Source organism: Luteimonas abyssi, from assembly GCF_001482195.1.
Lineage (GTDB): Bacteria > Pseudomonadota > Gammaproteobacteria > Xanthomonadales > Xanthomonadaceae > Luteimonas > Luteimonas abyssi.
In genome coordinates this window covers 2,656,243-2,666,874 of the sequence record NZ_KQ759763.1, presented here as the reverse complement: position 1 = coordinate 2,666,874, position 10,632 = coordinate 2,656,243, and the positions used below count along the sequence as shown (strand labels likewise).

At 64.7% G+C, this 10,632-nt stretch carries 17 protein-coding genes; all 17 read left to right on the top strand.

Features of this window, described 5'->3' with window-relative positions; translation table 11 throughout:
* Positions 1 to 11: 11 nt before the first annotated feature.
* The 17 genes from rpsL to rplX all read left to right on the top strand — a co-directional run bounded on the left by rpsL (position 12) and on the right by rplX (position 10,630).
* Entirely contained in the window at positions 12 to 386 is a 375-nt protein-coding gene (gene rpsL / locus RG19_RS11510; protein ID WP_058835388.1) for a 30S ribosomal protein S12, read from the top strand.
* A gap of 11 nt (positions 387 to 397) precedes the next feature.
* Positions 398 to 865 (top strand): 30S ribosomal protein S7, encoded by a 468-nt coding sequence (gene rpsG, locus RG19_RS11505; protein ID WP_058835387.1) that lies wholly within the window; start codon positions 398 to 400, stop codon positions 863 to 865.
* 189 nt (positions 866 to 1,054) lie between these two features.
* On the top strand, positions 1,055 to 3,184 hold the full coding sequence (gene fusA, locus RG19_RS11500; RefSeq protein WP_058835386.1) for an elongation factor G: 2,130 nt from the start codon (positions 1,055 to 1,057) through the stop codon (positions 3,182 to 3,184).
* A 93-nt stretch (positions 3,185 to 3,277) separates the two neighbouring features.
* The gene (gene tuf, locus RG19_RS11495; protein WP_058835385.1) at positions 3,278 to 4,468 is read left to right on the top strand and encodes an elongation factor Tu; all 1,191 of its coding nucleotides are present in this window, start codon (positions 3,278 to 3,280) and stop codon (positions 4,466 to 4,468) included.
* 412 nt (positions 4,469 to 4,880) lie between these two features.
* A complete protein-coding gene (rpsJ, locus tag RG19_RS11490; protein WP_047137645.1) occupies positions 4,881 to 5,192 on the top strand; it encodes a 30S ribosomal protein S10 in 312 nt (103 codons plus the stop codon).
* 10 nt (positions 5,193 to 5,202) lie between these two features.
* On the top strand, positions 5,203 to 5,856 hold the full coding sequence (gene rplC / locus RG19_RS11485) for a 50S ribosomal protein L3 (RefSeq protein ID WP_058835384.1): 654 nt from the start codon (positions 5,203 to 5,205) through the stop codon (positions 5,854 to 5,856).
* 12 nt (positions 5,857 to 5,868) lie between these two features.
* Positions 5,869 to 6,474 (top strand): 50S ribosomal protein L4, encoded by a 606-nt coding sequence (gene rplD / locus RG19_RS11480; protein ID WP_058835383.1) that lies wholly within the window; start codon positions 5,869 to 5,871, stop codon positions 6,472 to 6,474.
* Positions 6,471 to 6,770 carry a 50S ribosomal protein L23 gene (rplW, locus tag RG19_RS11475; RefSeq protein WP_058835382.1) on the top strand — a complete coding sequence of 100 codons (300 nt, stop codon included), beginning with the start codon at positions 6,471 to 6,473 and terminating at the stop codon, positions 6,768 to 6,770. The genes rplD and rplW overlap by 4 nt, the downstream gene beginning before the upstream one ends.
* Positions 6,771 to 6,814: 44 nt before the next feature.
* On the top strand, positions 6,815 to 7,642 hold the full coding sequence (gene rplB / locus RG19_RS11470; RefSeq protein WP_058835381.1) for a 50S ribosomal protein L2: 828 nt from the start codon (positions 6,815 to 6,817) through the stop codon (positions 7,640 to 7,642).
* Positions 7,643 to 7,648: 6 nt separating this feature from the next.
* Positions 7,649 to 7,918 carry a 30S ribosomal protein S19 gene (rpsS, locus tag RG19_RS11465; RefSeq protein WP_058835380.1) on the top strand — a complete coding sequence of 90 codons (270 nt, stop codon included), beginning with the start codon at positions 7,649 to 7,651 and terminating at the stop codon, positions 7,916 to 7,918.
* 10 nt (positions 7,919 to 7,928) lie between these two features.
* Positions 7,929 to 8,276 (top strand): 50S ribosomal protein L22, encoded by a 348-nt coding sequence (rplV, locus tag RG19_RS11460; RefSeq protein ID WP_157515248.1) that lies wholly within the window; start codon positions 7,929 to 7,931, stop codon positions 8,274 to 8,276.
* A 1-nt stretch (position 8,277) separates the two neighbouring features.
* Positions 8,278 to 9,012 carry a 30S ribosomal protein S3 gene (gene rpsC / locus RG19_RS11455; protein ID WP_058835378.1) on the top strand — a complete coding sequence of 245 codons (735 nt, stop codon included), beginning with the start codon at positions 8,278 to 8,280 and terminating at the stop codon, positions 9,010 to 9,012.
* A gap of 3 nt (positions 9,013 to 9,015) precedes the next feature.
* Positions 9,016 to 9,429: a 50S ribosomal protein L16 gene (rplP, locus tag RG19_RS11450; protein WP_058835377.1), complete on the top strand. Its 414-nt coding sequence runs from the start codon at positions 9,016 to 9,018 to the stop codon at positions 9,427 to 9,429.
* Positions 9,429 to 9,632, top strand: coding sequence for a 50S ribosomal protein L29 (rpmC, locus tag RG19_RS11445; protein ID WP_058835376.1), 204 nt, complete (start codon positions 9,429 to 9,431; stop codon positions 9,630 to 9,632). The genes rplP and rpmC overlap by 1 nt, the downstream gene beginning before the upstream one ends.
* 11 nt (positions 9,633 to 9,643) lie before the next feature.
* The gene (gene rpsQ / locus RG19_RS11440) at positions 9,644 to 9,910 is read left to right on the top strand and encodes a 30S ribosomal protein S17 (protein ID WP_058836575.1); all 267 of its coding nucleotides are present in this window, start codon (positions 9,644 to 9,646) and stop codon (positions 9,908 to 9,910) included.
* A gap of 15 nt (positions 9,911 to 9,925) precedes the next feature.
* Positions 9,926 to 10,294, top strand: a complete 369-nt coding sequence (gene rplN / locus RG19_RS11435; RefSeq protein WP_058835375.1) for a 50S ribosomal protein L14 — start codon at positions 9,926 to 9,928, stop codon at positions 10,292 to 10,294.
* 15 nt (positions 10,295 to 10,309) lie between these two features.
* A complete protein-coding gene (rplX, locus tag RG19_RS11430; RefSeq protein WP_058835374.1) occupies positions 10,310 to 10,630 on the top strand; it encodes a 50S ribosomal protein L24 in 321 nt (106 codons plus the stop codon).
* Positions 10,631 to 10,632 lie beyond the last annotated feature (2 nt).

Sequence of the window (10,632 nt, the reverse complement as noted above, 5' to 3'; positions counted from 1 at the left end):
CCCTAGACACGATGGCAACGATCAACCAGCTGGTGCGGAAGCCGCGCAGCCCGGAAACCTACAAGAGCACCTCGCCCGCGCTGGCCAACTGCCCGCAGCGCCGTGGCGTGTGCACCCGCGTGTACACCACGACTCCGAAGAAGCCGAACTCGGCCCTGCGCAAGGTCGCCAAGGTGCGCCTGACCAATGGTTACGAGGTCATCTCGTACATCGGCGGTGAAGGCCACAACCTGCAGGAGCACAGCGTCGTCCTCATCCGCGGCGGTCGCGTCAAGGATCTGCCGGGTGTGCGTTACCACACCGTCCGCGGTTCGCTCGACGCCGCCGGCGTCGCCAAGCGCAGGCAGGCGCGTTCCAAGTACGGCGCCAAGCGTCCGAAGGCCTGAGGAGACTAGACATGTCGCGTAAAGGAAATACTCCGCAGCGTTCGGTGCTGCCCGATCCGAAGCACAACAGCGATACGATCGCGCGCTTCATCAACATGGTCATGAAGAGCGGCAAGAAGTCGATTGCCGAGAAGATCGTGTACGGCGCGATGGACGTCATCGGCGAGAAGAACAACGACGCGCTCGAGCTGGTCGAGAAGGCGCTCGGCAACGTGTCGCCGTCGGTCGAGGTGAAGTCCCGCCGCGTCGGTGGTGCGACCTACCAAGTGCCGGTCGAAGTGCGCGCCTCGCGTCGCACCGCGCTGGCCATGCGTTGGGTGATCGAGTCCGCGCGCAAGCGCGGCGAGAACACCATGCCGCGCAAGTTGGCGGCGGAGCTGCTGGATGCCTCCGAGAACCGTGGTGGCGCGATCAAGAAGCGCGAAGAAACCCACCGCATGGCGGAAGCCAACAAGGCGTTCGCCCACTACCGCTGGTAATTCCAGCCAGGTAGTCCCATGTGGCGCTCTGCGGAGCGTCCACACCGGCATCGCCCTGACACATCTGCAGGTCACGATGCCGGCGCGCTCGCTCCGGCGACCGCATCATGCATTCCGGAGGCCGCCGCAAGGCGGCATCCGGCCATTTCAGCCCGGCGCAATGGCCGGGCCCAGAGACGAGAGACGACCGTGGCTCGTACCACTCCCATCGAACGCTATCGCAACTTCGGCATCATGGCCCACATCGATGCCGGCAAGACCACCACGTCGGAGCGCATCCTGTTCTACACCGGCGTCAGCCACAAGATCGGCGAAGTCCATGACGGCGCCGCGGTGATGGACTGGATGGAACAGGAGCAGGAGCGCGGCATCACCATCACGTCCGCGGCCACCACCGCGTTCTGGAAGGGCATGGACCAGTCGATGCCCGAGCATCGCCTGAACATCATCGACACCCCCGGCCACGTCGACTTCACCATCGAGGTGGAGCGCTCGCTGCGCGTGCTCGACGGCGCGGTGTTCGTGCTGTGCGCGGTCGGCGGCGTGCAGCCGCAGTCCGAGACCGTGTGGCGCCAGGCCAACAAGTACTCGGTGCCGCGCCTCGCGTTCGTCAACAAGATGGACCGCACCGGCGCCAACTTCGAGAAGGTCGTCGACCAGCTCAAGGCCCGCCTGGGCGCGTATCCCGTGCCGATGCAGTTGCCGGTCGGCGCCGAGGACCAGTTCGAGGGCGTGATCGACCTGGTGAAGATGAAGTACATCCACTGGGACGTCGCCTCGCAGGGCACCAAGTTCGAGTATCTCGACGTGCCGGCGGAGCTCGCCGACAAGGCCGCCGAGATGCGCAGCTTCATGGTCGAGGCGGCTGCCGAGGCGTCCGAGGAGCTGATGGACAAGTACCTCAACGACGGCGACCTGTCCGAGGAAGAGGTGCTCAACGGCCTGCGCGAGCGCACCCTGAAGACCGAAGTCATTCCGGTGTTCTGCGGTTCCGCGTTCAAGAACAAGGGCGTGCAGGCGATGCTCGACGGCGTCGTGCAGCTGCTGCCGTCGCCGACCGACCGTCCGCCGGTCCAGGGCGTCGACGAGAGCGAGAAGGAAGCCAGCCGCAAGGCCGACGACAAGGAGCCCTTCTCCGCGCTCGCCTTCAAGATCATGACCGACCCGTTCGTGGGTTCGCTGACGTTCTTCCGCGTCTACTCGGGCGTGCTCAACGCCGGCGACCAGGTCTACAACCCGGTCAAGTCGAAGAAGGAGCGCGTGGGTCGCATCCTGCAGATGCACTCCAACAACCGCGAGGAGATCAAGGAAGTGCGCGCGGGCGACATCGCCGCGGCGGTGGGCCTGAAGGACGTCACCACCGGCGACACCCTGTGCGCGCAGGACAACATCATCACGCTCGAGCGCATGGTGTTCCCGGAACCGGTGATCTCGATGGCGGTCGAGCCGAAGACCAAGTCGGACCAGGAAAAGATGGGCCTGGCCCTCGGTCGCCTGGCGCAGGAGGATCCGTCCTTCCGTGTGCGGACCGACGAGGAGTCCGGCCAGACCATCATCGCCGGCATGGGCGAGCTGCACCTCGACATCCTCGTCGACCGCATGAAGCGCGAGTTCAACGTGGAGGCGAACGTCGGCAAGCCGCAGGTCGCCTACCGCGAGACCATCCGCAGCAGCGACGTGAAGTCGGACTACAAGCACGCCAAGCAGTCGGGCGGTAAGGGTCAGTACGGTCACGTCGTGATCGAGCTGTCGCCGCTGACCGAAGAGGACCGTGCCGATCCGAAGCTGGCACCGGACATCAAGGACGATTTCCTCTTCATCAACGACATCACCGGTGGCGTGATCCCGAAGGAGTTCATCCCGTCGGTGGAGAAGGGCATCCGCGAGACGATCACCAGCGGTCCGCTGGCCGGCTTCCCGGTCGTGGGCGTCAAGGTCAAGCTGGTGTTCGGCTCGTACCACGACGTCGACTCCTCGGAAATGGCGTTCAAGCTGGCGTCGTCGATGGCGTTCAAGCAGGGCTTCGTCAAGGCGAGCCCGGCGCTGCTCGAGCCGATGATGAAGGTCGAGATCGTCAGCCCGGAGGATTATCTGGGCGACGTGATGGGCGACGTCAGCCGTCGTCGCGGCATCCTGCAGGGCCAGGACGACAGCCCGTCGGGCAAGATCATCAACGCGATGATCCCGCTGGGCGAGATGTTCGGCTACGCCACCACCCTGCGTTCGATGTCGCAGGGTCGTGCGACGTTCTCGATGGAGTTCGATCACTACGCCGAGGCGCCGGCCAACATCGCCGACCAGGTCACCAAGAAGGCCTGATGAACCAGGCGGTCTCCGCGGCCACGGGCTGCGGAGACCTCGCCCACGGTATCGGCCAATCCCCCAATTTCGAATCACATAAGGCAATCAGACATGGCAAAGGGTAAGTTCGAGCGCACCAAGCCCCACGTGAACGTGGGCACGATCGGTCACGTGGACCACGGCAAGACGACGCTGACGGCGGCGCTGACGAAGGTGGGCGCGGAACGTTTCGGCGGTGAGTTCAAGGACTACAGCGCGATCGACGCGGCGCCTGAAGAGAAGGCGCGCGGCATCACAATCTCGACCGCGCACGTGGAATACGAGTCCCCGACGCGCCACTACGCGCACGTGGACTGCCCGGGTCACGCGGACTACGTGAAGAACATGATCACCGGTGCGGCGCAGATGGACGGCGCGATCCTGGTGTGTTCGGCGGCCGACGGCCCGATGCCGCAGACCCGCGAGCACATCCTGCTGTCGCGTCAGGTCGGCGTGCCGTACATCGTGGTCTTCCTGAACAAGGCGGACATGGTGGACGATGCCGAGCTGCTCGAGCTGGTCGAGATGGAAGTGCGCGAGCTGCTGTCGAAGTACGAGTTCCCGGGCGACGACACCCCGATCATCCACGGTTCGGCGCGTCTGGCGCTGGAAGGCGACCAGTCGGACATCGGCGTGCCGGCGATCCTGAAGCTGGTCGAGGCGCTGGACACCTGGATTCCGGAGCCGGAGCGTGACGTCGACAAGACGTTCCTGATGCCGGTGGAAGACGTGTTCTCGATCTCGGGCCGCGGCACGGTGGTGACCGGTCGTATCGAGCGCGGCGTGATCAAGGTGGGCGAGGAAATCGAGATCGTCGGTATCCGTCCGACCCAGAAGACGACGGTGACCGGCGTCGAGATGTTCCGCAAGCTGCTGGATCAGGGTCAGGCGGGCGACAACGCGGGTCTGCTGCTGCGCGGCACCAAGCGTGACGACGTGGAGCGCGGCCAGGTGCTGTGCAAGCCGGGTTCGATCCAGCCGCACACGGACTTCGAGGCCGAGGTGTACGTGCTGTCGAAGGACGAGGGCGGCCGCCACACGCCGTTCTTCAAGGGCTACCGTCCGCAGTTCTACTTCCGCACGACCGACATCACGGGTGCGGTGGAGCTGCCGGAAGGCACCGAGATGGTGATGCCGGGCGACAACGTGAAGATGAAGGTGTCGCTGATCAACCCGGTGGCGATGGACGAAGGTCTGCGCTTCGCGATCCGCGAAGGTGGCCGCACCGTCGGCGCCGGCGTCGTCGCCAAGATCATCAAGTAAGGTCCGATTGGGTGCGCGCTGCGCACCCGATCCTCGGCTCGGCGGTCCATGGCCGCCAGGGCTTGCAAAGGGAGCCGGGCTCCCGTTAGAATGTTCGACCACTTCGGCAGGCGTGATGTCTGCGTAGCCGGAGACCGCGAAATGAGGTGCAGGATGCGCCTCGTCTTCGCCAGACAAGGACATGTCGCGAGGCATTGCTCTCCCCGCACCGGAAGTTGTCCGGAGCACACAGGGAAGAGCATGTTATTGCGTCTGCGTTTCTCGTCTGGGCGGATCGGGTGACCGGTCCGCTTTGTTTTGTTCAGGGATACTGCCGGGTCGCGGGTGAGTCTGGTCCGGCAAGTCATTGATTCCATGGGGTTCCGCGCACCCAGCCGCGGGCCTGTCGCTCTTTCAACGAAGGAAATCCGTCATGACGGACCAGAAGATCCGGATCCGGCTGAAGGCGTTCGATCATCGTCTGATCGACCGCTCCGCCAGCGAGATCGTCGAAACGGCCAAGCGGACCGGCGCCCAGGTGCGCGGCCCGATTCCGTTGCCGACCAAGATCGAACGCTACACGATCCTCACCTCGCCGCACGTCGACAAGGACGCGCGCGACCAGTACGAGACCCGCACGCACAAGCGCGTGCTCGACATCGTCGACCCGAACGACAAGACCGTTGACGCGCTGATGAAGCTCGAGCTCGCGGCTGGCGTCGACGTCCAGATCAAGCTGACCTGAGGCCACTGACATGACTGCGAAGAAATATTCGCTGGGACTCGTCGGTCGCAAGGCGGGCATGAGCCGGGTGTTCACCGAAGACGGCCGTTCCGTGCCGGTGACCCTGATCGAGGCCACGCCGAACCGCATCACCCAGATCAAGACCCAGGACGCCGACGGCTACAGCGCCGTGCAGGTGACCGCGGGCTTCAAGCGTGCGTCGCTGATCAACAAGCCGGAAGCCGGTCACCTGGCCAAGGCCAAGGTCGAAGCCGGTCGTGGCCTGTGGGAGCTGCGCGTGGCCGACGACAAGGTCGGCGACTTCGCCATCGGCGGAGAGATCAAGGCCGACATCTTCGAGGTCGGCCAGCTGGTCGACGTCCAGGGCGTCACCAAGGGCAAGGGTTTCCAGGGCACGATCAAGCGCTGGAACTTCAGCATGGGCGATGCCACGCACGGTAACTCGCTGTCGCACCGCTCGCCGGGTTCGCTCGGTCAGCGCCAGACCCCGGGTCGTGTGTTCCCGGGCAAGAAGATGTCCGGTCACATGGGTGCGGACGTCCAGAGCACGCAGAACCTGGAAGTGATCAAGGTCGACGCCGAGCGCGGCCTGATCGCGGTCAAGGGTGCAGTGCCGGGCGCTCCGGGCGGCGACGTGATCGTGCGTCCTGCGAGCAAGGGTTAAGGAGCCACGACGATGGAACTTGCCGTCAACAATAGCAACGAGAAGCTGTCGGTTTCCGACGCCGTGTTCGGTCGCGATTTCAGCGAGGATCTGGTCCACCAGGTCGTCGTCGCGTACCGCAACGCCGGTCGTGCCGGCACCAAGGCCCAGAAGACCCGTTCCGAGGTCGCTGGCACCACCAAGAAGTCGAAGAAGCAGAAGGGCGGCGGCGCGCGTCACGGCGCACTGACGGCCCCGATCTTCGTCGGCGGCGGCGTGACCTTCGCGGCCAAGCCGCGCAGCTTCGAGCAGAAGGTCAACCGCAAGATGTACCGTGCGGCGATGTCGGCGATCCTGTCCGAGCTGAACCGCCAGGGGCGTCTGAAGGTCGTCGACGCATTCGACGTGACCGAGACCAAGACCAGCGCGCTGGTCGCCAAGCTCAAGGATTTCGATCTGGGCAAGCGTCCGCTGATCGTCACCGAAGAGGCGTCCGAGCATCTGTACCTGTCGGCGCGCAACCTGCCGTATGTGCAGGTCCGCGATGTCCAGGGTCTGGATCCGGTTTCGCTGGTGGGTGCCGACACCGTGCTGATCACGACCGATGCGGTCAAGAAGATCGAGGAGTGGCTGGCATGAACGAGGCCAAGCTGTACGAAGTGATCCGCGCACCGCGCGTGTCCGAAAAGACCGCCCGCCTGCAGGAGCTGTCCAACCAGTACGCCTTCGAGGTGTCCGTGGACGCGACCAAGGCCGACATCAAGGCCGCGGTCGAGAAGCTCTTCGACGTCACCGTCGAAACGGTGAACGTGCTCAACGTGAAGGGCAAGAGCAAGTCCTTCCGTTTCCGCACCGGTCGCCGCGGCAATTGGCGGAAGGCGTACGTGAAGCTGGCCGAAGGCCAGACGATCGACGTGATGACGGCCAAGGTCTGACGAAGTCCGACGCGTCGGCACTTCTTTAAACAGGATCCAGTCCCATGCCTTTGATGAAATTCAAGCCTACTTCCCCCGGTCGCCGTTCGGCGGTCCGCGTGGTGTCGCCCGAGCTGCACAAGGGTGCCCCCCACGCCGCGCTGGTGGAGAAGAAGAGCAAGACCGGCGGCCGCAATCACCACGGCCGCATCACCACCCGCCACATCGGCGGTGGCCACAAGCAGCACTACCGCATCATCGACTTCAAGCGCAACAAGGAAGGCATTCCGGCGCGTGTGGAGCGGATCGAGTACGACCCGAACCGCACCGCGCACATCGCGCTGCTGTGCTATGTCGACGGTGAGCGCCGTTACATCATCGCGCCGAAGGGCCTGAAGGCCGGCGACCAGGTGCTCTCCGGCAGCGACGCGCCGATCAAGACCGGCAACACGCTGCCGCTGCGCAACATCCCGCTGGGTTCCACGGTGCATTGCATCGAGATGAAGCCGGGCAAGGGTGCGCAGATCGCACGTGCCGCAGGCGCCTCGGTGCAGCTGGTCGCGCGCGAGCAGGGCTATGCCACGCTGCGTCTGCGCTCGGGCGAGATGCGCCGCGTGCCGGCCGAGTGCCGCGCCACCATCGGTGAAGTCGGCAACGACGAGCACAACCTGGAGAAGCTGGGCAAGGCCGGCGCCAAACGCTGGCGCGGCATCAAGCCGACCGTGCGCGGTGCGGCGATGAACCCGGTCGACCATCCGCACGGCGGTGGTGAGGCTCGCGCCGGCCAGGGTAATCCGCACCCGGTCACCCCGTGGGGCGTCCCGACCAAGGGTTACAAGACCCGCAAGAACAAGCGCACGCAGCAGTTCATCGTGCGCGACCGCAGGAGCTAATCGGCCATGGCACGTTCACTCAAGAAAGGTCCTTTCGTCGACCACCATCTCGTCAAGAAGGTGGAAGCCGCGGGCACCAACACCAAGAAGCCGATCAAGACCTGGTCGCGTCGTTCGATGATCCTGCCGGAGATGGTGGGCTTCACCATCGCCGTGCATAACGGCAAGAACCATATCCCGGTGCTCGTCAACGAGAACATGGTTGGCCACAAGCTCGGCGAGTTCGCCCTGACCCGGACCTTCAAGGGTCACGGCGGCGACAAGAAGTCGCGTTAAGGAGATGACCATGACTACTCAGAATGGCGCCAAGGCGGTCCTGCGTACCGCCCGCATCTCCCCGCAGAAAGCTCGCCTGGTCGCCGACCAGGTGCGCGGCATGCCCGCCGAGCGCGCGGTCAACCTGCTGAAGTTCTCGGACAAGAAGGCCGCCCACCTGATCAAGAAGGTGGTTGAGTCGGCGATCGCCAATGCCGAGAACAACCAGGGCGCCGACGTCGACGAGCTGAAGGTCACCACCATCATGGTCGACGAGGGTCCGTCGCTGAAGCGCTTCATGGCGCGTGCGAAGGGCCGCGGCACCCGCATCCTGAAGCGGACCAGCCACATCACCGTCGTCGTGGGAGAGGGCAAGTAATATGGGTCACAAAGTTCATCCCACCGGTATCCGCCTGGGCATCTCCAAGGACTGGAATTCCAAGTGGTACGCCGGCAAGAAGGAATACGGCGAGTACCTGGCTGCCGACCTCAAGGTCCGCGAAATGCTGCGCAAGAAGCTCGCGCAGGCCGGTATCAGCAAGATCCTGATCGAGCGTCCGGCCAAGACCGCGCGCGTGACGATCCACACCGCCCGTCCGGGCGTGGTGATCGGCAAGCGCGGCGAGGACATCGAGAAGCTGCGCAAGGAAGTCAGCCAGATGATGGGCGTCCCGGCGCACATCAACGTGACCGAGGTCCGCAAGCCGGAACTCGACGCGCAGCTGGTGGCCGAGTCGATCGCGCAGCAGCTCGAGCGCCGCATCATGTTCCGCCGCGCGATGAAGCGCGCCGTCGGCAACGCGATGCGCCTGGGCGCGCTGGGTATCAAGGTCAACGTCGGTGGCCGTCTGAACGGTGCGGAGATCGCGCGTTCGGAGTGGTACCGCGAAGGCCGCGTGCCGCTGCACACGCTGCGCGCCGACGTCGACTACGGCTTCGCCGAAGCCCACACGACCTACGGCGTGATCGGTATCAAGGTCTGGATCTACAAGGGCGAAATCTTCGATTTCAGCCAGGTGGGCCAGGAGAAGCAGGACGACACGCCGCGCGAGCGTGGCGATCGCGGTGACCGCGACCGCCGTGGCCCGCGTCGTGATCGCGAGGCGAGGGACTAAGTCATGTTGCAACCCAAGCGAACCAAATACCGCAAGATGCACAAGGGCCGCAATGACGGCCTGTCGTGGAACGGCAATGCGGTCAGCTTCGGCGAGTTCGGCCTGAAGGCGACCGCGACCGGCCAGCTGACCGCACGTCAGATCGAAGCCGGCCGCCGCACCATCAGCCGTCACGTCAAGCGCGGCGGCAAGATGTGGATCCGCGTCTATCCGGACAAGCCGATCACCAAGAAGCCGATCGAAGTCCGAATGGGCTCGGGCAAGGGCAACGTGGAGTACTGGGTCGCCCAGATCCAGCCCGGCCGCATGATCTTCGAGATCGAGGGCATCGACGAGGCGACCGCGCGCGAGGCGTTCCGCCTGGCCGCCGCCAAGCTTTCGGTCACCACTCAATTCGTGACCCGGACGGTGCGCTGATGGCTACGATCAAGGAACTCCGCGAGAAGTCGGCCACAGATCTCCAGGCCCATCTCGTCGAACTGCACAAGGAGCAGTTCTCCCTGCGGATGCAGAAGGCGACCGGTCAGCTGACCAAGACCCATGACGCGCGCCGCGTGCGTCGGGACATCGCCCGCGTGCATACCGTGATCGGCCAGCTCGACGCTGGCGCGAAGAAGTGAGGACGGCCGAGATGACCGACAACACCGAGAAGAAGCTGCGCACGGTCGAAGGCCGCGTCGTCAGCAACAAGATGGACAAGACCGTGACCGTCCTGGTCGAGCGTCAGGTCAAGCACGCGCTGTACGGCAAGTACATCCGTCGCTCGACCAAGCTGCACGCCCACGACGCCGAGAACACGTGCAACGAGGGCGACACCGTCCGCGTGGTCGAGATCGCGCCGATGTCCAAGACCAAGAACTGGCGCGTGGTCGAAATCGTCACGCGTGCGGCGGAATAACGAGGAGCGCTGACCATGATCCAGATGCAAAGCCACCTCGATGTGGCCGACAACTCCGGCGCCAAGGAAGTGATGTGCATCAAGGTGCTCGGCGGTTCCAAGCGCCGTTACGCCGCGATCGGCGACATCATCAAGGTGTCGATCAAGGACGCCATCCCGCGCGGCAAGGTGAAGAAGGGCGAGGTGTACAACGCCGTCGTCGTTCGCACCCGCAAGGGTGTGCGTCGCCCGGACGGATCGCTGATCCGCTTCGACGGCAACGCCGCCGTGCTGCTCAACAACAAGCACGAGCCGATCGGCACCCGTATCTTCGGGCCGGTGACGCGCGAGCTGCGTTCCGAGAAGTTCATGAAGATCGTCTCGCTCGCACCCGAAGTGCTGTGAGCGGAGGACAAGACAATGGCGAATAACCGTATCAAGAAGGGCGACCAGGTCATCGTGATCGCCGGCAAGGACAAGGGCAAGAAGGGCGACGTGGTGCGCGTCATCGGCGACAAGGTCGTCGTGTCGAACATCAACATCGTCAAGCGTCACACCAAGCCCAACCCGCAGGCCAACCAGCCCGGCGGGGTGATCGAGCGCGAAGCGCCGATCGACGCGTCCAACGTGATGCCGTTCAACCCTGCCTCGGGCAAGGGCGAGCGCATCGGAACCAAGGTGCTGGAGGATGGACGCCGCATTCGCGTGTTCCGCTCCAGCGGTGAGGCGGTCGACGCCTGAGG

Excerpts from the sequence above, each read along its gene's own strand:
- rpsL (WP_058835388.1), top strand. The coding sequence starts at position 12 with ATGGCAACGATCAACCAGCTGGTGCGGAAGCCGCGCAGCCCGGAAACC.
- rpsG (WP_058835387.1), top strand. The coding sequence starts at position 398 with ATGTCGCGTAAAGGAAATACTCCGCAGCGTTCGGTGCTGCCCGATCCG.
- tuf (WP_058835385.1), top strand. The coding sequence starts at position 3,278 with ATGGCAAAGGGTAAGTTCGAGCGCACCAAGCCCCACGTGAACGTGGGC.
- rpsJ (WP_047137645.1), top strand. The coding sequence starts at position 4,881 with ATGACGGACCAGAAGATCCGGATCCGGCTGAAGGCGTTCGATCATCGT.
- rplC (WP_058835384.1), top strand. The coding sequence starts at position 5,203 with ATGACTGCGAAGAAATATTCGCTGGGACTCGTCGGTCGCAAGGCGGGC.
- rplD (WP_058835383.1), top strand. The coding sequence starts at position 5,869 with ATGGAACTTGCCGTCAACAATAGCAACGAGAAGCTGTCGGTTTCCGAC.
- rplW (WP_058835382.1), top strand. The coding sequence starts at position 6,471 with ATGAACGAGGCCAAGCTGTACGAAGTGATCCGCGCACCGCGCGTGTCC.
- rplB (WP_058835381.1), top strand. The coding sequence starts at position 6,815 with ATGCCTTTGATGAAATTCAAGCCTACTTCCCCCGGTCGCCGTTCGGCG.
- rpsS (WP_058835380.1), top strand. The coding sequence starts at position 7,649 with ATGGCACGTTCACTCAAGAAAGGTCCTTTCGTCGACCACCATCTCGTC.
- rplV (WP_157515248.1), top strand. The coding sequence starts at position 7,929 with ATGACTACTCAGAATGGCGCCAAGGCGGTCCTGCGTACCGCCCGCATC.
- rpsC (WP_058835378.1), top strand. The coding sequence starts at position 8,278 with ATGGGTCACAAAGTTCATCCCACCGGTATCCGCCTGGGCATCTCCAAG.
- rplP (WP_058835377.1), top strand. The coding sequence starts at position 9,016 with ATGTTGCAACCCAAGCGAACCAAATACCGCAAGATGCACAAGGGCCGC.
- rpmC (WP_058835376.1), top strand. The coding sequence starts at position 9,429 with ATGGCTACGATCAAGGAACTCCGCGAGAAGTCGGCCACAGATCTCCAG.
- rpsQ (WP_058836575.1), top strand. The coding sequence starts at position 9,644 with ATGACCGACAACACCGAGAAGAAGCTGCGCACGGTCGAAGGCCGCGTC.
- rplN (WP_058835375.1), top strand. The coding sequence starts at position 9,926 with ATGATCCAGATGCAAAGCCACCTCGATGTGGCCGACAACTCCGGCGCC.
- rplX (WP_058835374.1), top strand. The coding sequence starts at position 10,310 with ATGGCGAATAACCGTATCAAGAAGGGCGACCAGGTCATCGTGATCGCC.